The organism is Rhizobium sp. Root1204 (assembly GCF_001424965.1).
GTDB lineage: Bacteria > Pseudomonadota > Alphaproteobacteria > Rhizobiales > Rhizobiaceae > Pararhizobium.
Genome location: NZ_LMCZ01000008.1, coordinates 18,715 through 40,642 on the forward strand (window position 1 = coordinate 18,715; position 21,928 = coordinate 40,642).

Below are 21,928 nucleotides of genomic sequence, written 5' to 3' on the forward strand. Positions count from 1 at the left end.
GGTGGAGATCCAGCAGTGCCCAAACCCGTTGTTGCCATACCCGCTGATTTCAGGTCCTTCGACGGCAATGTTTGGCATGCCACGCCGCATCAATATGTTCGCGCTGCTGTCGAAGGCTCCGGCGTTATGACATTCCTGGTGCCAGCCCTTGAGAGTGGCAACGATGCCGATGAAATCCTCGACCGGGTGGACGGCGTTCTCGTCAGCGGATCGCGCACCAATGTGCATCCCTCCCTCTATGGACAGGAACCGTCGGAGGCCTATGGTCCCTTCGATCCCGGCCGCGACGCGACAAGTCTGCCGCTGATCCGCCGCGCGTTGGAACGGGGCGTGCCTTTGCTTGCCATTTGCCGCGGCATCCAGGAATTGAACGTTGTCCTGGGCGGCACGCTGGCAAACGAAATCCAGGACCTGCCCGGCATCTCGGATCACCGCAAGCCGGATGTGCCGGAACTCGATATCGCCTACGGCATCCGCCAGAACGTCATCATCAAGGAAGGCAGCTGCCTCGCTTCGGTGCTCGGCGCTGGCGAAGTACAGGTGAATTCGCTGCACCGGCAGGCGATCTCGAAGGCCGCCCCGCGTCTCGCTGTCGAGGCCATCGCCGAAGACGGCACGATCGAGGCGGTATCGGTCATCGACGCCAAGGCCTTTGCCGTCGGCGTGCAATGGCACCCGGAATACTGGGTCGGCAAGGACGCTCCGTCCTCGACCCTGTTTCAGGCCTTTGGCGATGCGGTTCGCGCCTATGCCGAAACAAAGAAGAAGGCGTTGACGGCTGTTTAAGCCGTCTTCCGCTTGAACGGCGTTTCCGGCACTGGCGTCAATGCGGCACCGGTATCGAACCACGCAACGAGATTATCCACGACCAGATCGGCCATCGCATTGCGCGTCGCTTGCGAGGCTGAGCCGACATGCGGCAGCAGCGAGAGGTTCGGCAGGGAAAGCAGCGCCTCGGGCACATGCGGCTCGTTCTCGAAGACATCGAGGCCGGCTGCCGCGATGACGCCGCGCTGCAAGGCATCGGCAAGGGCAGCCTCATCCACGGTGGTGCCGCGGCCGACGTTGATCAATACACCCTGTGGCCCCAAGGCCTCCAGGACGCTGGCGTTGATGGTTTTGCGGGTGCTTTCGGTGCCTGGCACGATCACGATGATCGTATCGACCGCCTCTGCCATTCCCTTGAGCGTTGGATAATGGGTGTAGGCCAGCCCCTCACGCGGCGTGCGGGTATGATAGGCGATGGAAACGCCGAACGCTTCCAGTCTCTTGGCAATCGCCAGCCCGATACGGCCGAGACCATAAAGGCCGACCGTCCGGCCGCGCAGGGTCAAGGGCGAAAGGCCAAAGGCTCCGTCTTTGACCCAGCGGCCCTGGCGCAGCCATTGTTCGGCGACGGGAAAACGGCGCAGGGTGTTGAGGAGCAGGCCAATCGCGGTATCGGCCACCTCATCCGTGAGCACATCCGGCGTATTGGTGACGGCAACGCCACGCTTGGCCGCATGCCCGGCATCGACACCATCATATCCGACACCAAAGCTGGCGATGATCTCGAGATTGGGAAACGCATCGATGAATTCAGCCGCGATTTTGCCCTGAACGGCGATACCGGAAACACTGGATGCAAGGTCAGCCGTCACCAGGCCGGGATCAGCGGCTACGATGAAAACAGGCTCAAAATGAGCCGGCAAACGGTCGAGCACACGCTGGCTCATTTTTCCGGGTACGAGAATACGCGGGCGACCGTTGGGCATGGTTTGCTCCTTGCGGAATTGGATCGAATTATTCGGAGGGATTGGGCCGAAACGGGCCGGTCGACTGGCGTATCCGCATTTCCGGCTTGATCAGGTGGATACCATCCGGCTCATGGCTGCCGTTCAGCTTATCAAGCAGCGCACGGGCGGCACTGCGGCCGACATCAGACTGTCCGTTCCAAACGGTGGTCAGCGCCGGCGTGGAGATCGAGGCTTCCTCGAGATCGTCGTAACCGGTGACCGACACATCGCGGCCGGGCACAAGACCGGCGCGGGCAATGCCATTCATCATGCCGATGGCGACAAGATCATTCCAGCAGACGACGGCCGTCGGCTTTTGCGGCAGCGACAACAGATGAACGGCAGCCTCGAAACCGCCCTGCATCGACCGGGGGCCGGGAATGCGCAGGTCCGGATCGACATCGATATTGGCCTTGCGCAGCGCGTTGACGTAGCCCTGATAGCGATCACGTCCTGTCGAGGTCTGGTCCGTGCCACCGACCATGGCGATGACACGATGACCAAGGCTGATCAGATGGTTGGTCGCGAGAGAAATGCCGTAGGCATCATCACCCCGGAAGATCGGCACATCGAGGCCTTCGATCGAACGGGCAATCAGGATTGCCGGCATGCCATTGTCTTCGGCGAGCTGGATGTCCTCCGGCGGCGTGCCGATGGCAGGCGACATGATGACGCCGTCGCCGCCCAGCTGTAGCAGGGTTTCGATGAAGGCGCGCTGTTTTTCGACGGAATCGTAATGGTTGGACAGAATGAAGGTTTGCCGGTCGCGATCGAGCTCAGCCTCGATGGCTTTCAGGATTTCGCCGTAGAACGGGTTCATGATGTCGTGCACGACAACACCGATAATGCCGGAACGGGACGTCCGAAGGCTGGCTGCGCGGCGATTGTAGATATAACCGAGTGCGCGCGCCTGATCCTTGATCTTGTCGCGGGTCATGGCCGCAACAAGCGGACTATCGCGCAAAGCCAGGGAAACGGTCGCCGTGGACACACCAAGCGTTTCCGCAATGGTGGAGAGCTTGATCTTCTGCGCCACGTTTCCCCCTCAGATATCCCGGCTAAATACCGCTATTTTTAAATCCTCTTTAAACTGTTTAAATTGCAACCGCAATCTCCAATTAAGGCACGATCGGAGAAGGGATTATTCGGCGGCGGCCGTGCCCTGAAGGTTGCCATCGACCGTGCGCAGAAGCTTCATTAGGGTCTTGATCTGCTTTTCGCTCAAGCCCTTCGTCGCCATGTCTTCAGAGGTCTTGCCCGCTTCAGCAATGGTCTGGAGGCGGTCGCGGCCGGTGGTGGTCAGATAGACCTTGGTCAGCCGTGCGTCCTCGTCATCGGCGCGGCGCTCCAGAAACCCTTGCGCTTCCATCCGGCCGACAGTGCGGGTCATCGTCGGTGCCTTGACGCCGAGCTTCATCGCCAGGACACCGGCGGTCAGACCATCGGTCTCGGCCAGCGCCAGCATGACGCCGTCCTGACCGGCATAGAGACCACTATCGAGGAGATTGCGCGACAACACCGTGCGCATCGAGCGCGCCGCCTGCACCAGCACCGATGCAAGGTCCTGTGCGTGGACTTCGATGTCATGATGTTTTTTCTTGCCGCCCTTGGCTTTCTTTTCGGCCTTGCTCTTCTTTCCCATCGGTCCTCCACCAAATTTCTTGCACGGCCATCCGTCACCTGTATGACTCGAATGACCTTCATACCGCAAGTACAACCGAAAGGCTCTCAGGAGCATGACAGTCCCCGCACCGCGTTGGAAAGACAATGATTCCGATCTGCCGGCCGCAGCAAGAGCGGACTGGATCGCCGTGCTGCCGCTCGGTGCCCATGAACAGCACGGACCACACCTGCCGTTCGAGACGGATACGCTGATTGCCGAAGGTTTCGCTGAACGGATCATCGCCCGCCTGCCACCGGCCCTGCCCGTCACGTTCCTACCGGTGGAACCCGTTGGCTATTCGATCGAGCATCTGGATGTCGAAGGCACCCGTTCACTGGGATACGATGAGGCGGTGCAGCGCTGGCTGGGCATCGCGCAGAATCTGAACGACAAAGGCATCCGCAAATTCGTCATGCTGAACGCGCATGGCGGCAACTCGCCACTGATGACCATTGTTGCGACGGAAGCGCGGGTGCGGTTCGGCATGCTGGCGGTGACGACGAGCTGGACGCGGTTCGGGCAACCAGATGGGTGGATGAGGCCGCAGGACAAAGCCATCGACATTCATGGTGGCGATATCGAAACCTCGGTGATGCTGGCGATGTATCCAGACCGGGTAGATATGTCGAAAGCGCAGAGCTTCACGTCACACCAGTCCGATTTCGCCGATCGTTTCAAACATCTGCGCGCCTATGGGCCGCACGCTTTCGGCTGGAAGATGACGGACTTGAACGAACAGGGTGTCGCCGGCGATGCCTCAGCGGCCACTGCAGAGCGCGGCGAGCAACTGATTGCCCATGCGGCCTCCGGCATTATCCAGTTGCTGGAGGATGTTGCCGCCTTCGATCTTTCGAACCTGCACTGACCCGCATGGTGCGCAGAAAAACGGCGTGAAGTTCACGCCCCCATTTGCGCTGGGGCTCACCATCTCCTATATCAGCATCACCCCCATGCCCGTAGGCATCCCGAATTTTCCGAGGTTCCCATGACCGAAGCAACCACAGCTGCCGCCAAGCCCATTCCCGTCACCGTGCTCACCGGTTATCTCGGCGCCGGCAAAACGACGCTCCTGAACCGCATCCTGTCTGAAAACCACGGCAAGAAATACGCTGTTATCGTCAACGAATTCGGCGAGATCGGCATCGACAACGACCTGATCGTCGAATCCGACGAAGAAATCTATGAAATGAACAATGGCTGTGTCTGCTGCACGGTGCGCGGCGACCTGATCCGCGTCGTCGAAGGCCTGATGCGCCGCCCGGGCCGCTTCGATGCGATCATCGTCGAAACCACAGGCCTTGCCGATCCGGTACCGGTTGCCCAGACCTTCTTCATGGATGATGATGTGCGCGCCAAGACCGAACTCGACGCTGTTGTCGCGCTGGTCGATGCCAAGCATCTGCCGCTGCGTCTGAAGGATTCGCGCGAAGCCGAAGACCAGATCGCCTTTGCCGACGTCGTGCTGCTCAACAAGACCGATCTCGTCACGCCGGAAGAACTGGCCAAGATCGAAGCGACGGTGCGGGCGATCAATCCGTCGGCGCGCATCCATCGTACCGAACGCTCGAATATCGACCTGACGAAAGTGCTCGACCAGGGCGCTTTCAGCCTGGAACGGGCACTGGAAAACGAGCCGCATTTCCTTGAGCAGGATCATCACGACCACGATCATACCTGCGGTCCGGATTGCGGCCACGATCATCATCACCATGATCACGACCATCATCACCACGATCATGATCATCACGGCCACGAACACCATCATCACGACCATGCCCCCTCGCCGATCCATGACGTTACGGTGCAGTCGGTTTCGCTGCGCGGTGGTGAAATGAACGCCGAGCGCTTCTTCCCGTGGATCCAGAAGATCACCCAGACGGAAGGTCCCAATATCCTGCGCCTCAAGGGCATCATCGCCTTCAAGGACGATCCCGAACGCTATGTTGTGCAGGGCGTGCACATGATCATCGAAGGCGACCACCAGCGCGCCTGGAAGGACGGCGAGAAACACGAAAGCCGCCTCGTCTTCATCGGCCGCGAACTCGACCGCGAAAAACTCGAACGCACGTTCAAGGCGTGTGAAGCCGCTCCCGCCGGAGCCGCAGCTTACTGATGCCGACAGTTGCTCCTCTCGATCTCCAGGGTCACGTCGCCGGCGTGGCCTTTCTCGGCGACATACCGTTCTTTGCCGAATCCTCCGGCCTCGTCCATCGCCTCGATCACGGCCATAAAACCGTCGAGGCGCACGAAGGCCTGCTTTCCTCCATCCGCGACGAAGCGAGCGACACGCTGCTGACCGGCGGTGAGGATGGCAAGGTGCTGCGGATCAAGGCGGACGGCACGGTGAGCGAGCTTGCCAATGTTCCGCGCAAATGGATTTCGCAGGTCGCTGCCGGACCACAAGGCGCCATTGCGTATGCCTATGGCAAGACAGCGCATGTGCGGCTGGCCGATGGAACAATCAAGGATTTCGCCGAGGAACGCACGGTCGAGGGCATCGCCTTTGCACCGAAGGGCCTGCGCATAGCGGTTGCGCGCTACAACGGCGTCTCCCTGCATTGGGTGGCGATGGCGAGCCAACCGGTCGATCTTGAATGGAAGGGCGCTCATACCGGCGTTACCTTCTCGCCCGACGGCCGTTTCGTCGTCACCTCCATGCAGGAAAATGCGCTGCACGGCTGGAAGCTCGATACCAAGCCCGGCGCCGAGACCCGGCATATGCGGATGACCGGCTACCCGGCCAAGATCAAATCAGTTTCATGGTCCGCCAAGGGCAAGTGGCTTGCCTCTTCCGGGGCACCGGCCGCCATCGTCTGGCCCTTCCAGGCCAAGGACGGCCCGATGGGCAAGGCGCCGCTGGAACTCGGCACCCGTGCCAATATCATGGTCACCCAGGTCTGCTGCCATCCCGTCGAAGAGATTGCGGCCATCGGTTATGCCGATGGCATGATCATGGTGGTGCGCTTCGCCGACAGCAAGGAAGTGTTGCTGCGCCGTCCCGGCAAGGGCGCGATATCAGCCATGGCCTGGAACAAGAACGGTCGGCAGCTTGCCTTCGGCTCAGAGGCGGGCGATTGCGGCGTGGTCGATATCGCCGGCTGACCTTGCGCCCTCAGCATCGGCGGCAGGCTTGACGATAAAGGTCTGCCGCGCGAAAACCTTTGAATGCTGTTCAAAAAGGACGTGCTCGAGGAGATCGCGAAAGGCGCCGTGACTCTGGCATTCCGGCGCTGGCAGAAGCCGACCGTGCGGGCCGGCGGGACGCTACGCACCGCTGCCGGCGTGCTGGCCATCAATGCGATCGATATGACGGACGCTGGCAGCCTCACCGATGAGGATGCTTCCCGTTCAGGCCATTCGTCGTTGGACGCGTTGCTTGCCGATATCGCGGGACAACGTGCAGGTACCCTCTATCGCATCGCCTTCCATGTTGCAAGCGCCGACCCGAGAGTTAAGTTGCGTGACATCTGCAGTTTTGGCCTTGGCGAACGGGACGAACTGCGGCGCCGCCTGACAGCCTTTGATGCTGACACTCCCTGGACATTGCAAACGCTGCGGCTGATCGCGGCGCGCGAAGGCATCACGGCCGGAGAGCTTGCCACGAGCATCGGCTTTGAAAAGGCCGCCCTCAAGCAGAAAATCCGCAAGCTGAAGGAACTCGGCCTGACGGAAAGTCTGCAGAGCGGCTATCGCATCTCGCCGCGAGGACGCACATTCCTCGCGGAAATCTGAGTATCCGTTTTCACCACGCCAACTCCACCTGCGGCCGGCCATTCGACGTTTTCTCAACCGTTCGTCCTGTCTCGTCGATCGTGCAGTGGACGCGCTTGCGGAAGGCGGAGAAACTATCAAAGGTGACGACATCCACGGGCTCATCGAAATCCAGCGTTAGCCGGTAACGGCCCGGCTGCGCAGTCACGGCCTGCACCCCGAGAATGGTCGCTTCAAACGGCTGGCCGAGATAGTGACCCTTGACTCGCGAGCCGAGCATCCACGGATTGAGCGGCGGCCGGTTGCCCACCACGGCATGCAGCGTGTTCCAGTCGCGAAATCCGTATTGCGCGGCCAGAAGTTCCAGCGATTTCGAATGGGTGATGTCCTGACCATCGGCACCAAGACCGGCACGCAGCCGCTTTGCCTGATCTTTCAGGGCATCGAGTGAGGGAAGCGGGATCGATCCACGCATCGTTCAGTCTCCAACATGGAGCGTGCAATCATCCGGAGGGGGTCCGCCTTGCCACCGTTCGCACGCCACAATCATGGACGACCGAAAAGGAACGAGAGACTTCACCAAAAGCTTGGAGCTTGCGGACGGCCGGGGCTCTCACCCGTTGGCGGACATCTAATCCATTGCGCAGATACTGTCAAACATCCGGCCCAACGAGAAACGGTGGGCGTTACCTTCCGGTATCGCCCACCGTTATGATGCAGAACCGCTCGGCCACAGGGAAAGCAGGTCCTGCCCCTCGCCCTGCGTCTCAAATGTCAGCGGCTAGAAACGATAGGTAATACCCGTACCGATCAGCCAGGGATCGATCTTGGCCTTGCCGCTCAAAGGACCAAGCGTATCATGATCAGCCGACCATTCGGTTTTGAGGAAAATCTTCTTCACGTCGAAGTTGACGCCCCAATTGTCGTCCAGCATGTAGTCGAAACCGACCTGAAGCGCTGCGCCCAAATGGCTCTTGACGTCGAGATTGCTGAAACCGGGCTTCTCAGACTGATTGTAGAACAGCGAATAGTTGACGCCCGCCCCGACATAGGGCTTGAACGCGCCGAAATCGGTGAAGTGGTATTGCAGCGTCAGAGTGGGCGGCAGCAGCCAGGCCTTGCCAACCGGCACACCCACCGCGCCATCCTCATGGATATTGGCATAAGTGGTGCCGAGGATCAGTTCGGCCGCGATATTGTCGGTGAAAAAATAGCTGATATCGAGCTCCGGGATCAGCGTATCCGAATAACTGAGATCGGAGCCGGGCACGCCGTCGATGGAGCCAGTGTCGCGCGTGATGACGCCAAGCGCACGCACACGTATCTGCCAGGGATTGCGCGCCGTCAGGGTCTCGATGGAGACCGGCTCCAGCGGAGCCTGCGCCAAATCCGCCGCTGCGGCTTGCCCCGTCACAAACAATGCACATCCCGCCACCAGCGCAGCGATGACTTCACGCCCGTATCCCATATTGCCTCTCCTTGAAATGTCGAATGACCTTGGCAAGGGAGGGCTACGCCGACGCGGCAGCAATGCTTTGATTCAAATCAATTTATGAGAGAAGCGGCGATCCAATTTCCCAAACGGGAAACAACCGGCCAAGACCGTTGCATCCCTGTCACAGGAGAAGCCCCGCCCCCTGGAGGCAGGCGGGGCTTTTGCAACATTGGCGGATTACCGTGCCGCCCTGGCAAAGGTGCAGCCGCTCGCCACCATGATGCCGGCAGCCCCCTCCAGCCAGCCGTCCTTGAGCTCCAGCGCCAGAAAACGGTGGCGCTCGAACGGACCGGGCATGACGAGATGGCGGGCCTTTTCAGCGAAAAAGCCGAAGCGCTCATAGTAAGGCGCATCACCAACGAGCAGAATGGCACCGTGGCCGCGGGACTTCGCCTCACCGATGGCTGCGCGCATCAGCGCGCCGCCTATGCCCTTGCCCTCATGGGCGCAATCGACAGCCAGCGGGCCAAGCATCAAGGCATCAACCGGAACGCCTTCGCGGCTCACGCCAGCCTCGACATTCCACAGGCGCACGGTGCCGATGACGTGACCATCCGGATCGCGGGCAACCAACGCCAGGCCTTCGGCCGGTACACGGCCACGGCGCAGCGCCTCGGACGACTTGCGGCGGCGGTTTGGACCCATGGTGAGGTCAAGCAGGTTTTCGCGCGCGACAACGTCGCCCGGGTTTTCCGCGTCGATGGTAAAGGAATTCTGCGCAAAGAATGCGCGGACAGAATCAAGAACAGCGGCCATCGGGGCCTCCCGCACTCAAAACCGATTCAAACGGTATCGAAAACAAATTGTGAGGGTGCTGCTCCGGCGTGAACCGGAGCAGGCTTTTTAGATCACGTAAGCCTTCAGCGGATCGAAGCCATTGAAGGCAACAGCCGAGTAGGTCGTCGTGTAGGCGCCGGTGCCTTCGATCAGGACTTCGTCACCGATCGAGAGCGTGATCGGCAGCGGGTACATGTTCTTCTCGTACAGCACGTCGGCCGAATCGCAGGTCGGGCCGGCCAGAACGCAAGGCTCCATTTCGTCGGCATCATGGATCGTGCGGATCGGGTAACGGATCGCTTCGTCCATGGTTTCGGCGAGACCGCCGAACTTGCCGATGTCGAGGAACACCCAGCGGTGATTGTCATTGTCCGACTTCTTCGAGATCAGGACGACCTCCGCCTTGATCACACCGGCATTGCCAACCATGCCGCGGCCCGGCTCGATGATCGTTTCCGGCAGGTTGTTGCCGAAGTGCTTGCGCAGCGAACCGAAGATCGCCTTGCCATAGGCTTCAGCCGACGGCACGTCGCGCAAGTACTTGGTCGGGAAACCGCCGCCCATGTTGACCATCTTCAGCTCGATGCCCTGCTTGGCCAGCTGAACGAAGACGCGCTTGGCATCGGCAAGGGCCGAATCCCAGGCGTCGACCTTGGTCATCTGCGAGCCGACATGGAACGAAACGCCGTACGAAACCAGGCCCAGCTGATGCGCGTAGACGAGAACGTCGACGGCCATCTGCGGAACGCAGCCGAACTTGCGCGACAGCGGCCATTCGGCGCCTTCGCCATCCGTCAGGACACGGCAGAACACGCGGGCACCGGGAGCGGCACGGGAAATCTTTTCGACTTCCTCGTGGCTATCGACAGCAAACAGCGAAACGCCGAGCGCATGCGCCTTGGCGACATCGCGTTCTTTCTTGATGGTGTTGCCGAAGGAAACACGCGACGCAGTCGCACCGGCATCGAGCGCCATTTCGATTTCAGCGACGGACGCGCAATCGAAGTTGGAGCCCATGGATGCGAGCAGGCGCAGTATTTCCGGCGACGGATTTGCCTTGACGGCATAGTAGATCGAGCTATCCGGCAGAGCGTGACGGAAAGCCTTGAAATTGTCGCGCACGACATCGAGGTCAACCACGAGGCAAGGACCTTCGGGACGTCGGGTGTTCAGGAAGTCGATGATACGTGCAGTCGTCATGGTTCTATCCCCAATCAGGTACGCTCCACGAAAACGTGGAGGACAAAGGACATACGCGAACATGCCCCGGAACCAGCCGGTGGAGACCCCGGATCCAGACATGCGCACGATGCGCGAATGATGGAACAACGCTCCGCCAAGAGCTTTGATCCGCTTTGTCTGCCATTGATTGGAAGGATGACCTACCGCACTTCCGGCAATGAAGGTGTGCCTCTTCAGTAACCCCCGCTGATGGAAAGCAGGGAGAGAACAAAAAGGCCCGCACCGTCGTTGCTTCGGATGTCCTCGCATTTTCCGGTTGGCCGGAATAGCGACTGGAGGGGTTAATTCCAGGTACCTTACCGATTTCCTCACCAATTCGAGGGTCGGCGGACAGCCATGGGCACGTGCGACTTTGGGCTGAAGCGGAGATAAGAAAAAACCTTGTCGTAATCAAGACTTTTTTCACATTGGCTGCTGATTTTTTATGCGCGCCAAAACCCGTTAAGATGTTCAGATTTCCTGAACAATCTCCGCCAACCCGTCGCAGAAACCAACGTCTTGTTTTAAGATCGTTTTTGGAGCGGTGCGGCAGCGGCCGGCGGAGGTGACAAACGTTAACGCCGTAACAGTTCTTCGTCTTTACGCAACGCCGGTCTATCGTTGCAACGGCCCCAAACCGCGAATCAGAAACAGGGCAGCAGCCCGAGCAGGCAGGATAAAGCAGCCCGATGGATACACTGACACGCATCCGCGCCTTCATCGATGTCGTCGATGCCGAGGGATTTTCCGCAGCCGCCCGGCGTGTCGGGCGCTCAAAGGCGCTCTTGTCCAAATATGTGCGGGAACTGGAAGACGAACTGGGCGCCCTTCTGCTCAACCGCACGACCCGGCAGTTTTCTCTGACTGAAGCCGGCCATACCTATTACCGGACGGCATCGGAGATCCTCAAGGAGATCGACAATCTCGCCGATCTCGTCCGTGCCAGCAATTCCGACCTGAAAGGCCGGTTGCGCATTTCCGCGCCGCGCACATTCGTCGACGCGGAGATCGGCCAGTCCTTGATCGATTTCGGTAAGGCGCATCCGGAACTGTCATTGGAAATCATCTCCGACGACCGTTTTGTCGATCTGGTCGAGGAAGGTTTTGACGTGGCTATCCGCATCACCAAGCTGGAGGATTCGACACTGATCGCCCGCAAGCTTGACGATTTCCAGGTTCTGTACTGCGCGACACCGGCATTCCTCGAAGAATTCGGACCGATTAACCACCCATCCGAGCTGTCGCGGCACGCCTGCATCATCGATACCAACGGCCGTTCCTACAGCAATTGGCGCTTCACCGAGCCGGATGGCACAGGGTTCAGTGTTCCCGTGGGCGGCCCGATCGAAGTCAACAGTCCGCTGGCCGCCGTGCGCGCGGCGGAATCCGGCATGGGCGTCGCCAGCATTCCCGATTTCATCGCCCGGCCGAAAGTGGCCGCCGGTACGCTGGTTTCCATTTTCGAAGACTACATACCAAAGGATCGCGGCATCTACGCGATCTATCCGCATCGGCGTTATCTGCCGACCAAAGTGCGCACATTCGTCGACTTCCTGCATCAGTGGTTTCGCAAGAACGCGGAAAATTGACCGGGCCACGATGGGCAGAAGTCCCAATTCCGTCCCATTTACCCCACATTGCATGAATGCTGCGTTGCGCCAAAACAGCCAGAGGAATCACGACAGAATGAAACGATCGTCCCTGATCCTGACGGTAGCGGCTGTGCTTGCGCCCGGCGCAGCACTCGCTCATCCGCATATTTTCGCCGAGGCGCGGCTGGAAATCGTTGCGGATGCGACCAACCAGATCACCGAACTGCGCAATGTCTGGCGTTTTGACGAGTTGTTTTCCGCCAGCGTGGTGATGGATTTCGACAAGAACTCCAATGCGCAACTCGATCCCGATGAACTGCAGGAGGTCGGCCAGACGGTTCTCGATTCCCTGCAGGAATACAATTACTACACGACGATCACCGACAACGGCAAAACCATCAAGGTCAGCAAGCCGGACGAAATCACGGCTGATTACAAGGACGGCCAGTTGCTCTTAATGTTCGCCGTCAAGCCTGCCGAGCCGATGCTGCTTAAGGGCAATATGTCATTCGGCGTCTATGATCCCACCATGTACACGGCGATGGATTTCCCGACCGACGGCGATCTCGTTGCGGTTGGCGACCAGTTGAACGCCTGCGAGCACAAGGTGGTCCGTCCCGACCCGGATGAAGTGCTTGCCCAGAATCAGGCAAGCCTCACCGACGCCTTCTTCAACGATCCGACAGGAACCGACATGTCGAAGATGTTTGCCACACGAATCGAGTTCAAATGCTGATGCTGCGGCATCCCGCGCGCCTGCTGGGTTTGGCGCTGGCTCTGGCCGCCGCCGGCATCAGCATCGCCCACGCACAGTCGCCGCTCGGTATCGGCACCGCTGAGCCGGCCTTCAATACCAGCGGCATTTTCGGCGGCTTCTTCGCCTGGATCAACATGGAGCAGCAGCGTTTCTACCACACGCTGACAGAGGCGATCAAAGCCATGCGGGACGACCCGTGGCACCTCTGGTCGCTGATCGGCCTGTCCTTTGCCTATGGTGTGTTCCACGCTGCCGGCCCCGGTCACGGCAAGGCGGTCATTTCCTCTTACATGATCGCCAACGAGACCGAACTGAAGCGCGGCGTGCTCCTGTCCTTCCTGTCGTCGATGATGCAGGGAGGCGTCGCCATCCTGCTCGTCGGCGCCGCCTATCTGGTGCTGCGGGGATCATCAATCTCGATGACGCAGGCCACGCATTTCCTCGAAGTGGTCAGCTACGCCCTGATCGCTGCCTTTGGCGGCTGGCTGCTGTTTCGCAAGCTGAAGGCTATACGGACGCGGCGGCTGGCCCCAGTGGTTTCGTATGACCACGGACACGGCCACAGTCCTCACTCCCATGATCATGGCCATAGCCATGGGCCGGGCGAAGTCTGCGACACCTGCGGCCACGCACATGCACCCGATCCTTCAATGCTCAAGGGTGATCGCTTCGCGCTCCGCGAGGCCTGGTCGGCGATTGTTGCCGTGGGCTTGCGCCCCTGCTCCGGCGCGCTGATCGTGCTGAGCTTCGCGCTGTTAAACGGGCTTTATCTCGGCGGCGTTCTATCGGTCTTTGCCATGTCGATCGGCACGGCCATCACCGTCTCCGTGCTGGCGACGCTCGCCGTCACCGCCAAGGACCTGGCTGTGCGCTACGCGTCTAACGGATCATCGGCCATGCGCATCAGCAACGGCATCGAAATCTCCGGCGCCTTGCTGGTGCTGGTACTGGGCATTGTTCTGCTTGGGGCGTCGCTGCAGGGCTAAACCTTCAAAGTCCACGCCCGCGCTGGTATCGGGCGCGCAGCCAGAAGATCAGGAAGAAGCCGAGCACGAAAACCGCACCGAAGGCCGCGGCCAGCCAGGGCGAAAACGTGCCAAGCCAGAGCATGATTTTCGGCAGGATAAAGAAGCCGGCCCCGACGATGACCAGGATAACGGCCGCGGCGATCGCTGGCGAGTGTTCCTTCTTTTCCGGGGTATTCATGCGGTCTCCTTTTGCGCCAGTCCGGCGCGAATATCTTCAAGCTTTCGCTTCTGCGTGCCATCACCGGCAAAATTCTCAGGCGACAGCCAAGCTTCGAAAGCAGCGTTGAGCAACGGCCATTCGCCATCGATGATCGAGAACCATGCCGTATCGCGATTGGCGCGCTTCGACAACATGTGCTGGCGGAAGACCCCTTCAAAGCTGAAGCCAAGCCGGCTCGCCGTTTTCTTGCTGGCTTCATTACGGTTGTCGCATTTCCACTCGTATCGCCGGTATCCCAGGTCCTCGAAGGCGTGCCTGGCCATCAGGTAATGAACTTCGGTGGACAAGGGCGACCTGGCCATCGAAAAAGAATGCGCTACACCACCGACCTCGACCACACCATTGGCGGGATCGGGCCGCATGTAGTTGGCCATGCCGACGACATCGCCGCTGGCCTTGTCACAGAAGACTTCCGTAACCCAGCCGCCCTTCTGCACCGCCGTGAGCCAGGCATCGAAATCCTCGATGCCGCGAAAATCATCCTGCGAGAAATACTGAAGGCGCACATTGATCTCCAGACCACCAAAGGCTCGCCATAGCGCTTCCAGGTGGCTCACCCGATCATAAGGCACGATCCGCACATAACGGCCTTCCAGAGTCACCGGTTTCGGGGCCGGGCGGGCTGTCCAATTGGTCAAATCACGCATCTGCAAACTCCGGAAGAGACGACACCAGCAACCTTGAAACCGGCGCAGAAACCGCACCGGTCATAACAAAGGCTTTGACGCTGGCATAGGACAGCTCAGGCATCGGCACAAATGCAAAGTGATGATGGATTGATCACCACGGCGACTTGATTGGGGGCTGACCGGTCTGCGGCACCGAGGTCTGCTGCGGATTGGCCTGTGCTTCGATAACCGGTGTCTTGGCCGACGAGACCGTCGCCTCGATATGGTCGATCAGAGCATCGGCAAGGCCAAGGCGTCCGGCCAGTTGATCGAGATATCCGCGCTCGGCGCGGCTGTCGGCATCGATGGCAAGACGCGACGCGGTATAAAGCTCGACACGCTCCTCTTCGGTCACAGCCGCCGCGACGATGGCATCGAGGTCGACCGGCTGGCTTAGCTCCTCATGCAGGAACTGCTCAGCTTCCGAATCGAGGCCGGAGACTTTCACCTTGTCCATGATGCGGGCGCGCTCGACATCGTCGATGTGACCATCGGCGCGGGCGGCGGCAATCATGGCGCGGACCAGAACGAGCACAAAATCATTGCGAATGACAGCGGGTTCGGTGCTGAAGCCGGAATCGGCCGGTGGCGGCAGCAGTTCTGGCTGCGCCTGCGCTTCCGGCTGCGCGATAGGTTCCTTGCCGGCCTGATAATTCTTGTAGGCTTGGTAGCCAAGACCGGCGATGGCAGCGAGACCACCAAGTTTCAGGGCCGAGCCAGCCACCTGGCGGCCAGTACCGGTGCCGAGCAGAACGGCAGCGATGGCGCCGGCGGCCAGCGGATTGTCCTTGGCCAGCTGCGTCGCCTGACCGGCCCGCTCCCGCACCGATCCGCCAGCACCGGGGATTTGCGAACCCAAAAACTGATCCAGCAATTTCTTCGCATCAAACATTCGGTCCACTCCCTTGAGGCCGGTTTCGGTCGGAAAGAAACATAGGAATGCAACGACAGAAATACAAATGAAAGACGCCTGCCATGAAAAAGGCCGGGCGCACGCGCCCGGCCTTTTGAACAGTCATAACGAAACGATCGATCAGCCGCGCAACGCGAAAGCCTCGGCAGCCAGCTTGGTGATGCCGGCCCAGTCGCCCTTGGCAACCAGTTCCTTCGGCGCCACCCAGGAGCCGCCAACGCAGACGACGTTGGGCAGCGACAGGTAATCCCGGGCATTCGACAGCGAAATGCCGCCGGTCGGGCAGAACAGCGTGCCGGCCAGCGGCGAGGACAGCGACTTCAGGTAGGCAGCGCCGCCAGCCTGTTCGGCTGGGAAGAACTTCATCACCTTGTAGCCTTCTTCGCGCAGGCCCATGACCTCGCTTGCCGTGGCAGCACCCGGCAGAAGCGGGATATCGGAATCATTGGCAACGTCGATCAGCTCCTGCGTCGTGCCGGGGCTGACGATGAACTGCGAGCCCGCCTCGACAGCCGCTTCGTATTGGGCCGCATTGAGGATGGTTCCGGCACCGGCAACGGCACCTTCCACCTCGTTGGCCACAGCCCGGATCGCTTCGAGCGCAGCAGTCGTGCGCAGCGTAATTTCGATCGCTTTCAAACCACCGGCGACAAGGGCACGCGCCAAAGGCACGGCGGTCGCGAGGTCATCAATGACCAGCACCGGAACGACCGGCTGCAATTTCAGGACAGAAAGAAGTCTCTCGGTTTTCTCGCTCATGCCGGACAGCCTTTTTTAAAACGATTGAAGTGAGGCTCGAATACTCTTCCCATCCGCTTTTGTCGATACCAAACGGGACAGCCAAGCCTATTCGGACATGGTGACGCATGCTTGACAATAGACAGGCCCGAACGTGCTTCAAAGCCGCCGGCAGGTCAAAGTGCTTGCTTGTTCGAATGTGACAATCCTGTAGTGTGCTTGGCGTGGGCATTCAAACGGCAGGCGTTATCAATGGCCAAGGAAATTGAACGCAAGTTTCTGGTGGCTTCCGATGGCTGGCGCGAGGCCGCAGACGGCGGTACGCGTTTTCTGCAGGCCTATATCGTCACCATGGACGACCGTTCCGCACGTGTGCGGCTGATCGATGACAGGCGCGCGAAACTGACGATCAAGATCGGCACTGGCTCGATGACCCGCGATGAGTTCGAGTATGAGATTCCCGTGGAAGACGCCAAGGATATGATGTCTTTGGCCGTCGGCCTTGTCATCGAGAAGACCCGTTATGAGGTTAGCCACCACGGCTTCGTCTGGGAGGTCGATGTCTATGGCGGCGCGCATGAAGGGCTGATTGTCGCCGAAGTCGAACTTGAGGCCGAAGATGACACACCGGACCTGCCCTCCTGGCTGGGTAACGAGGTGACCGGAGACCCGCAGTACTCCAACCAGTATCTCTCGACCAATCCGTTGGTATCCAAGGCAGATCATGAGCTATCATATTCGCCCTTCTGAACACTTCACGGATGAATTCAAAGCGGTTGGTAGCGAGCAACTGACACTTGCCATTGCAGTATTGACCGACCGTCCGCAGGGGCTGCCGGAGGCCATTCACGATGCCCGCAAGAATTTCAAAAGACTGCGTTCTCTCTATCGCCTCGCCGCGGCAGACATTCCCGCATTCCAGCGCTCGGAGAATGCACGCATCCGCAAGATGTCCCAAATGCTCTCGATTTCCCGCGACGCGACTGCCCTTGTCGAAGTCAACCGGTATCTGCTGGAGCATGCCGAAACCAACGACGAACGCGCCGCCCTGAAACGGATCGGCAAAGTGCTGATCACCCGGCGCGATGAGCGGGCCGCGGAGGGAGATCAACAGGAAGAAAGCGTCGCTTTAGCGCTCTCAACCTGCGGCAGGGCACTGGATTCACTCGCCTGCATCACTTTTCGGGACGGTGGCAAAAAGGGTGCCAAACGCATCGCCAAGGGCTGGCGCAAGGCATTGGAGAGAGCTTCCACCGCGCTGGAAGCCTGTACGGACACCACCGATGCACATCTGTTTCATGAATTGCGCAAACGCAGTCAGGACTACCGTTTCTATCTCGATCTTCTGCAACGTCTGTGGCCCTCGGCGATGCACGCAAAGCGGGTCGAGGTCACGAAGGTGGTCGATCTGCTTGGCCATCACAACGATCTGGCGCTCCTTGCCTCCTTGGTCGATGAGCAGCCGCATCTATTGGGCAAGAGCGAGGACGTCGCCTATCTCCTCTCGGCCGTCATCACGCGGCAGAAAGCCCTGCGGGAACAGGCACTGACCGTTGCTGCTTCGGTTTTTCGCGATGACCCGAAGGACGAAAGCCGCAAGATCATGCTCCTGTGGCAGGACGCAGTCTGACGCGGCACTCCCGGCATTGATACTGCCAATCCCTGTCAGTATGATCGCGACCATGTCCCGCTCCACCCGTCTTCTCGATCTTATCCAGCTTCTGCGCACGTACCGGCGCCCGGTGAGCGGCAACGCGCTTGCCCAGCGCATGGGCATCAGCATCCGCACGCTCTACCGCGACATCGCCACACTGCAGGCGCAAGGTGCCGACATCCAGGGCGCGCCCGGCTTCGGCTACGTGCTCAAACCCGGTTTCCTCATGCCGCCGATGATGCTGAGCGAAGAGGAAATCGAGGCGCTAGTGCTCGGCGCACGCTGGGTAGCGGCGCGGACCGACGACGAATTGAAGGATGCCGCCCGCAACGCTCTGACAAAGATCGCCGCCGTGCTGCCCGCCGATCTGCGCCATGAGTTGGAAACGAACTCGCTGCTCGTCTACAACACCCGTGACCTTCGGCTGGGAACCATCGATTTTCCGGCCATTCGCGAAGCTATCCGGCTGGGTATAAAGATCGACATCGACTATGCCGACGTCAATGGACAGCCGACAACGCGGCGCATCTGGCCTTTTGCGCTGGCTTATTTCGAGGAAACCCGCGTGCTGGCGGCCTGGTGCGAGCTGCGCAGCGACTTCCGTCATTTCCGCACCGACCGTTTTACCACCATGACCGTGACCGGCATCCGCATTCCACGCCGGCGCGACCGGTTGCTGGCCGAATGGCGAAACACCCACAAGGTCCCTCAGGACATGTGAGCCTACTGCCATAAATTGACAGCAGAACGGAATAGAAACGTCTCCGGACCCACCGAGAGGAGACTGCCATGAAAACCGACTTTGTTCTGCCCGTCGACAGCCCGGCCGAAAGCGCCGTTTTCTACATGGCGATGTTCGGTGCGCTGCCGCTGGAGCTGTCGCCGACCTATGCGGTCGTCCTGATGAACGATGCGTTGAAGCTTGGCCTGGCAAAGAGAAAGAGGCTGCCAGCCGCCGTGAATACCAACGACGCGGAGCTTCCAATCTTCGTCGCTGGCCGCGAAGGCGTCGATGCGCTTCACGACGAATGGCGCCGGAAAGGCGTGACGATCCTGCAGGAACCGGTCTCGTCGGACAGTGACTATACGTTTATCTGCACCGACCCGGATGGCCATCGCCTGCGTGTCTTTACGCCGCAGGCCGCATGACCATCTCCATGCCGGCCGCGCACCCGATTGCGCGCGCGGCCGGAAAGCTGTATTTCACGCCGCATGACAGACACGATCCACACCCCTCGCCCGGAAGCCAATGGCCAGTTTCTGGTGGCAGCGCTTTATCATTTCGCCGCATTCGAGCGCTTTGCCGACTTTCGCGAGCCATTGCAGGCGATCTGTGATGACAATGGCGTCAAGGGCACATTGCTGCTGGCGCATGAGGGCATCAACGGCACGATTGCCGGTCCTGAGGACGGCATCAGGGCCGTGCTTGCCTTTCTGCGCACCCAGCCGGAATTCGTAGGTCTCGAACATAAGGAAAGCTGGGCCTCCTCCATGCCGTTCCTGCGCATGAAGGCGCGGCTGAAGAAGGAAATCGTTACCATGGGCGTCGAGGATATCGACCCCAACAAGATCGTTGGCACCTATGTGGCTCCGAAGGACTGGAATGCGCTGATCTCCGATCCCGATACAATCGTGATCGATACCCGCAACGACTACGAGACCGCGATCGGCATGTTCCGTGGCGCGGTCGACCCCAACACCAAAAGCTTCCGTGAGTTCCCCGGCTGGGTGAAAAACAATGCCGATCTCGCCGCAAAGCCGAAGATCGCCATGTACTGCACCGGCGGCATCCGCTGCGAGAAGGCGACAGCCTTCATGAAGGAACAGGGCTTTGACGAGGTCTACCACCTCAAGGGCGGCATCCTGAAATATCTGGAAGACATGCCGGAAGAGGAAAGCCTCTGGGATGGCGCCTGCTTCGTCTTTGACGACCGCGTCTCGGTGACGCATGGCCTGAAGGAAGGCGAGCACACGCTCTGCCACGCCTGCCGCCAGCCGCTGACGCCGCAGGACCTTCTGTCACCCCATCACGAGCATGGCGTCACCTGCGTCCACTGTCATGATACCCGCACAGAGGAAGACCGCCAGCGTTATCGCCAGCGGCAGCGGCAGATGGAGCTGGCAAAGAAACGCGGCGAGCGGCATTTGGGAAGCTGAGCCCGCCGCCGAGGCGGGCCGGGTATCTGTCCTGCGCTGCATCACCATTCTTATGATGATGCAGCCGGTCGAATTTACCCGGCCTTGTGATTGCCCTTCGGAAACTGTTCGGCCAGTTCCTTGTACCAATGACCGCTTTTCTTGATGGTTCGGACCTGGGTATCGTAATCGACATGGACGATGCCGAAGCGCATCTTGTAGCCTTCCGCCCACTCGAAATTATCCATCAGGCTCCAGGCAAAATAGCCTTTCATCGGATAACCTTCCCGGATCAAATCTGCCGTGACGGCAAGATGCTCGGCGATGTAATCGAGCCGCGGCTGATCATCGACCACGCCGTTTTCGACGCCCATATTGTAGGCCGCCCCGTTCTCGGTGATGTAGCAATCCGGCAGCGCGTAGCGGTCGTTGACCGTGCGGATGAGATCACCCAGCGCCTGCGGAAAGATCTCCCAGCCGATATCGGTCTTCACGTCGTTGACCGGCTTGGCGTTCACCGTCGCCGGGAATTCGGCACCTTCGGCTGGATCATGGGACACACGCATCGGCGTGTAGTAGTTGACGCCCCACCAGTCGGTTTTCTGGCTGATCGTTGCCATATCACCATCCTCAATGGTGGGCATGCGATGGCCGAGCGCCGACAGGAAGCTTTGCGGATATTCACCCTTGAAGACCGGGCCGAAGAAGACGCCGTTGTGGAAATCGAAGGCCCGTTCAGCCGCCGCCTTGTCCTCGGCGCTGTCGCTATCGGGATAGACATGCATCGGGTTGATGACGATGCCAACCGGCAGGTCCGGCTGGAGTTCGCGGACGGTGGCAACGCCAAGGCCATGGGCGAGGTTGGTGAAATGCAGCGCATGCAGGGCCGCATCCATGTTGCGCTCACCCGGGGCGTGAATGCCGTAGAGATGGCTGAGCCAGACGGAGCACCAGGGCTCGTTGAACGTCGCCACAGCATCGAGACGATCACCGAGGCGGGCGATGACGGTTTTGGCGTAGCGCTGGTAGGCATAGGCCGTCGTGCGCGCCGTCCAGCCGCCGTCGCCCATCAGCGCCAGCGGCAGGTCCCAATGATACAGCGTCGCAAAGGCCTGGATGTTGCGCTGCTTCAGGCCATCGACAAGGCGATCGTAGAAATCCAGCCCCTTTTCATTGACCGGCCCGGTGCCTTCCGGAATGATCCGCGGCCAGGCGATCGAGAAGCGATAGGCTTCGACACCAAGGCCCTGGATCAGGTCAAGGTCCTCATCCAGCCGGTTGTAGTGATCGCAGGCGACATTGCCGTTGTGCCCCTGATAGACCCGGCCCGGCATGTTGGAAAACGCATCCCAGATCGACGGCTTGCGCCCATCGGTCTTGGTTGCCCCCTCGATCTGGAACGAGGCGGTCGCCACACCGAAAATGAAATCGCCGGGGAAGCGTTCAGCCAGTTTCTTTGCTTCGATCATCATCGCCCTCATCGGATTGCGCGGCAAACCATCAAATCCGCTCCACGCCATCAGGAAATCTGAAACGTTGCAGTAACTCGGAATGACCAAAAGTCAACCACAGAATCGCCT

25 protein-coding genes are annotated in these 21,928 nt (G+C 59.9%); 13 read left to right on the top strand and 12 right to left on the bottom strand.

Annotation, left to right across the window (positions count from 1 at the left end):
* Positions 1–15 precede the first annotated feature (15 nt).
* Entirely contained in the window at positions 16–786 is a 771-nt protein-coding gene (locus ASC96_RS10555) for a gamma-glutamyl-gamma-aminobutyrate hydrolase family protein (protein ID WP_060503004.1), read from the top strand.
* On the opposite strand, the gene ASC96_RS10560 is transcribed toward ASC96_RS10555, so the two are convergent.
* The 3 genes from ASC96_RS10560 to ASC96_RS10570 form a co-directional block, all read right to left on the bottom strand.
* The gene (locus ASC96_RS10560; RefSeq protein ID WP_060503005.1) at positions 783–1,754 is read right to left on the bottom strand and encodes a 2-hydroxyacid dehydrogenase; all 972 of its coding nucleotides are present in this window, start codon (positions 1,752–1,754) and stop codon (positions 783–785) included. The two genes, ASC96_RS10555 and ASC96_RS10560, sit on opposite strands and share 4 nt — an antisense overlap.
* Before the next feature lie 28 nt (positions 1,755–1,782).
* Entirely contained in the window at positions 1,783–2,811 is a 1,029-nt protein-coding gene (locus ASC96_RS10565) for a LacI family DNA-binding transcriptional regulator (RefSeq protein WP_060503006.1), read from the bottom strand.
* 105 nt (positions 2,812–2,916) lie between these two features.
* Complete coding sequence (locus tag ASC96_RS10570) at positions 2,917–3,417, bottom strand: MarR family transcriptional regulator (RefSeq protein ID WP_060503007.1); 501 nt, start codon at positions 3,415–3,417, stop codon at positions 2,917–2,919.
* A 94-nt stretch (positions 3,418–3,511) separates the two neighbouring features.
* Here ASC96_RS10570 and ASC96_RS10575 point away from each other — a divergent pair, with 94 nt between their 5' ends.
* The 4 genes from ASC96_RS10575 to ASC96_RS10590 all read left to right on the top strand — a co-directional run bounded on the left by ASC96_RS10575 (position 3,512) and on the right by ASC96_RS10590 (position 7,170).
* On the top strand, positions 3,512–4,303 hold the full coding sequence (locus ASC96_RS10575; protein WP_060503008.1) for a creatininase family protein: 792 nt from the start codon (positions 3,512–3,514) through the stop codon (positions 4,301–4,303).
* Between the two features lie 120 nt (positions 4,304–4,423).
* A complete protein-coding gene (locus ASC96_RS10580; RefSeq protein ID WP_060503009.1) occupies positions 4,424–5,551 on the top strand; it encodes a GTP-binding protein in 1,128 nt (375 codons plus the stop codon).
* On the top strand, positions 5,551–6,540 hold the full coding sequence (locus ASC96_RS10585) for a WD40 repeat domain-containing protein (protein ID WP_060503010.1): 990 nt from the start codon (positions 5,551–5,553) through the stop codon (positions 6,538–6,540). Before ASC96_RS10580 ends, ASC96_RS10585 begins: the two co-directional genes overlap by 1 nt.
* Before the next feature lie 63 nt (positions 6,541–6,603).
* On the top strand, positions 6,604–7,170 hold the full coding sequence (locus tag ASC96_RS10590; RefSeq protein ID WP_060503011.1) for a helix-turn-helix domain-containing protein: 567 nt from the start codon (positions 6,604–6,606) through the stop codon (positions 7,168–7,170).
* A gap of 10 nt (positions 7,171–7,180) precedes the next feature.
* Here ASC96_RS10590 and ASC96_RS10595 read toward each other — a convergent pair whose 3' ends face one another.
* From ASC96_RS10595 to odc2, 4 genes are all read right to left on the bottom strand, one after another.
* A complete protein-coding gene (locus ASC96_RS10595) occupies positions 7,181–7,624 on the bottom strand; it encodes a glyoxalase superfamily protein (protein ID WP_060503012.1) in 444 nt (147 codons plus the stop codon).
* Between the two features lie 306 nt (positions 7,625–7,930).
* Entirely contained in the window at positions 7,931–8,617 is a 687-nt protein-coding gene (locus tag ASC96_RS10600) for an OmpW family protein (protein WP_060503013.1), read from the bottom strand.
* Between the two features lie 204 nt (positions 8,618–8,821).
* Positions 8,822–9,400 (bottom strand): N-acetyltransferase, encoded by a 579-nt coding sequence (locus ASC96_RS10605; RefSeq protein WP_060503014.1) that lies wholly within the window; start codon positions 9,398–9,400, stop codon positions 8,822–8,824.
* Between the two features lie 87 nt (positions 9,401–9,487).
* Positions 9,488–10,621, bottom strand: a complete 1,134-nt coding sequence (gene odc2 / locus ASC96_RS10610; protein ID WP_060503015.1) for an ornithine/lysine decarboxylase — start codon at positions 10,619–10,621, stop codon at positions 9,488–9,490.
* 710 nt (positions 10,622–11,331) lie between these two features.
* On the opposite strand from odc2, the gene ASC96_RS10615 reads away from it, so the two are divergent.
* From ASC96_RS10615 to ASC96_RS10625, 3 genes are all read left to right on the top strand, one after another.
* Positions 11,332–12,231, top strand: coding sequence for a LysR family transcriptional regulator (locus ASC96_RS10615; protein WP_060503016.1), 900 nt, complete (start codon positions 11,332–11,334; stop codon positions 12,229–12,231).
* Positions 12,232–12,328: 97 nt separating this feature from the next.
* Positions 12,329–12,970 carry a DUF1007 family protein gene (locus ASC96_RS10620; protein WP_060503017.1) on the top strand — a complete coding sequence of 214 codons (642 nt, stop codon included), beginning with the start codon at positions 12,329–12,331 and terminating at the stop codon, positions 12,968–12,970.
* Positions 12,964–13,977 carry a nickel/cobalt transporter gene (locus tag ASC96_RS10625; RefSeq protein WP_060503018.1) on the top strand — a complete coding sequence of 338 codons (1,014 nt, stop codon included), beginning with the start codon at positions 12,964–12,966 and terminating at the stop codon, positions 13,975–13,977. The genes ASC96_RS10620 and ASC96_RS10625 overlap by 7 nt, the downstream gene beginning before the upstream one ends.
* 4 nt (positions 13,978–13,981) lie before the next feature.
* Here ASC96_RS10625 and ASC96_RS10630 read toward each other — a convergent pair whose 3' ends face one another.
* The 4 genes from ASC96_RS10630 to ASC96_RS10645 form a co-directional block, all read right to left on the bottom strand.
* Positions 13,982–14,197, bottom strand: a complete 216-nt coding sequence (locus ASC96_RS10630) for a hypothetical protein (RefSeq protein ID WP_060503019.1) — start codon at positions 14,195–14,197, stop codon at positions 13,982–13,984.
* Entirely contained in the window at positions 14,194–14,886 is a 693-nt protein-coding gene (locus tag ASC96_RS10635) for a GNAT family protein (RefSeq protein ID WP_060503020.1), read from the bottom strand. The genes ASC96_RS10630 and ASC96_RS10635 overlap by 4 nt, the downstream gene beginning before the upstream one ends.
* A 133-nt stretch (positions 14,887–15,019) precedes the next feature.
* Complete coding sequence (locus ASC96_RS10640) at positions 15,020–15,799, bottom strand: tellurite resistance TerB family protein (protein WP_060503021.1); 780 nt, start codon at positions 15,797–15,799, stop codon at positions 15,020–15,022.
* A 141-nt stretch (positions 15,800–15,940) separates the two neighbouring features.
* Positions 15,941–16,579 (bottom strand): 2-dehydro-3-deoxy-phosphogluconate aldolase, encoded by a 639-nt coding sequence (locus tag ASC96_RS10645; RefSeq protein WP_060503022.1) that lies wholly within the window; start codon positions 16,577–16,579, stop codon positions 15,941–15,943.
* 231 nt (positions 16,580–16,810) lie between these two features.
* Between ASC96_RS10645 and ASC96_RS10650 the strand changes: the two genes are divergently transcribed.
* The 5 genes from ASC96_RS10650 (at position 16,811) to ASC96_RS10670 (ending at position 20,369) form a co-directional block, all read left to right on the top strand.
* Entirely contained in the window at positions 16,811–17,308 is a 498-nt protein-coding gene (locus ASC96_RS10650) for a CYTH domain-containing protein (protein WP_060503023.1), read from the top strand.
* Positions 17,283–18,188, top strand: a complete 906-nt coding sequence (locus ASC96_RS10655; RefSeq protein WP_060503024.1) for a CHAD domain-containing protein — start codon at positions 17,283–17,285, stop codon at positions 18,186–18,188. Before ASC96_RS10650 ends, ASC96_RS10655 begins: the two co-directional genes overlap by 26 nt.
* 52 nt (positions 18,189–18,240) lie before the next feature.
* The gene (locus ASC96_RS10660) at positions 18,241–18,933 is read left to right on the top strand and encodes a YafY family protein (protein ID WP_060503157.1); all 693 of its coding nucleotides are present in this window, start codon (positions 18,241–18,243) and stop codon (positions 18,931–18,933) included.
* A gap of 68 nt (positions 18,934–19,001) precedes the next feature.
* Positions 19,002–19,361, top strand: a complete 360-nt coding sequence (locus ASC96_RS10665) for a VOC family protein (RefSeq protein ID WP_060503025.1) — start codon at positions 19,002–19,004, stop codon at positions 19,359–19,361.
* A 63-nt stretch (positions 19,362–19,424) separates the two neighbouring features.
* Positions 19,425–20,369, top strand: a complete 945-nt coding sequence (locus ASC96_RS10670; RefSeq protein WP_060503026.1) for a rhodanese-related sulfurtransferase — start codon at positions 19,425–19,427, stop codon at positions 20,367–20,369.
* Between the two features lie 74 nt (positions 20,370–20,443).
* Here ASC96_RS10670 and ASC96_RS10675 read toward each other — a convergent pair whose 3' ends face one another.
* A complete protein-coding gene (locus ASC96_RS10675; RefSeq protein ID WP_060503158.1) occupies positions 20,444–21,820 on the bottom strand; it encodes a GH1 family beta-glucosidase in 1,377 nt (458 codons plus the stop codon).
* Positions 21,821–21,928 lie beyond the last annotated feature (108 nt).

Coding starts and splice junctions, on each gene's coding strand:
- odc2 (WP_060503015.1), bottom strand. CDS start 10,621: ATGACGACTGCACGTATCATCGACTTCCTGAACACCCGACGTCCCGAA.
- ASC96_RS10590 (WP_060503011.1), top strand. CDS start 6,604: ATGCTGTTCAAAAAGGACGTGCTCGAGGAGATCGCGAAAGGCGCCGTG.
- ASC96_RS10645 (WP_060503022.1), bottom strand. CDS start 16,579: ATGAGCGAGAAAACCGAGAGACTTCTTTCTGTCCTGAAATTGCAGCCG.
- ASC96_RS10660 (WP_060503157.1), top strand. CDS start 18,241: ATGTCCCGCTCCACCCGTCTTCTCGATCTTATCCAGCTTCTGCGCACG.
- ASC96_RS10650 (WP_060503023.1), top strand. CDS start 16,811: ATGGCCAAGGAAATTGAACGCAAGTTTCTGGTGGCTTCCGATGGCTGG.
- ASC96_RS10625 (WP_060503018.1), top strand. CDS start 12,964: ATGCTGATGCTGCGGCATCCCGCGCGCCTGCTGGGTTTGGCGCTGGCT.
- ASC96_RS10580 (WP_060503009.1), top strand. CDS start 4,424: ATGACCGAAGCAACCACAGCTGCCGCCAAGCCCATTCCCGTCACCGTG.
- ASC96_RS10570 (WP_060503007.1), bottom strand. CDS start 3,417: ATGGGAAAGAAGAGCAAGGCCGAAAAGAAAGCCAAGGGCGGCAAGAAA.
- ASC96_RS10630 (WP_060503019.1), bottom strand. CDS start 14,197: ATGAATACCCCGGAAAAGAAGGAACACTCGCCAGCGATCGCCGCGGCC.
- ASC96_RS10615 (WP_060503016.1), top strand. CDS start 11,332: ATGGATACACTGACACGCATCCGCGCCTTCATCGATGTCGTCGATGCC.
- ASC96_RS10585 (WP_060503010.1), top strand. CDS start 5,551: ATGCCGACAGTTGCTCCTCTCGATCTCCAGGGTCACGTCGCCGGCGTG.
- ASC96_RS10600 (WP_060503013.1), bottom strand. CDS start 8,617: ATGGGATACGGGCGTGAAGTCATCGCTGCGCTGGTGGCGGGATGTGCA.
- ASC96_RS10635 (WP_060503020.1), bottom strand. CDS start 14,886: ATGCGTGATTTGACCAATTGGACAGCCCGCCCGGCCCCGAAACCGGTG.
- ASC96_RS10620 (WP_060503017.1), top strand. CDS start 12,329: ATGAAACGATCGTCCCTGATCCTGACGGTAGCGGCTGTGCTTGCGCCC.
- ASC96_RS10605 (WP_060503014.1), bottom strand. CDS start 9,400: ATGGCCGCTGTTCTTGATTCTGTCCGCGCATTCTTTGCGCAGAATTCC.
- ASC96_RS10595 (WP_060503012.1), bottom strand. CDS start 7,624: ATGCGTGGATCGATCCCGCTTCCCTCACTCGATGCCCTGAAAGATCAG.
- ASC96_RS10665 (WP_060503025.1), top strand. CDS start 19,002: ATGAAAACCGACTTTGTTCTGCCCGTCGACAGCCCGGCCGAAAGCGCC.
- ASC96_RS10575 (WP_060503008.1), top strand. CDS start 3,512: ATGACAGTCCCCGCACCGCGTTGGAAAGACAATGATTCCGATCTGCCG.
- ASC96_RS10670 (WP_060503026.1), top strand. CDS start 19,425: ATGACAGACACGATCCACACCCCTCGCCCGGAAGCCAATGGCCAGTTT.
- ASC96_RS10560 (WP_060503005.1), bottom strand. CDS start 1,754: ATGCCCAACGGTCGCCCGCGTATTCTCGTACCCGGAAAAATGAGCCAG.
- ASC96_RS10675 (WP_060503158.1), bottom strand. CDS start 21,820: ATGATGATCGAAGCAAAGAAACTGGCTGAACGCTTCCCCGGCGATTTC.
- ASC96_RS10640 (WP_060503021.1), bottom strand. CDS start 15,799: ATGTTTGATGCGAAGAAATTGCTGGATCAGTTTTTGGGTTCGCAAATC.
- ASC96_RS10655 (WP_060503024.1), top strand. CDS start 17,283: ATGAGCTATCATATTCGCCCTTCTGAACACTTCACGGATGAATTCAAA.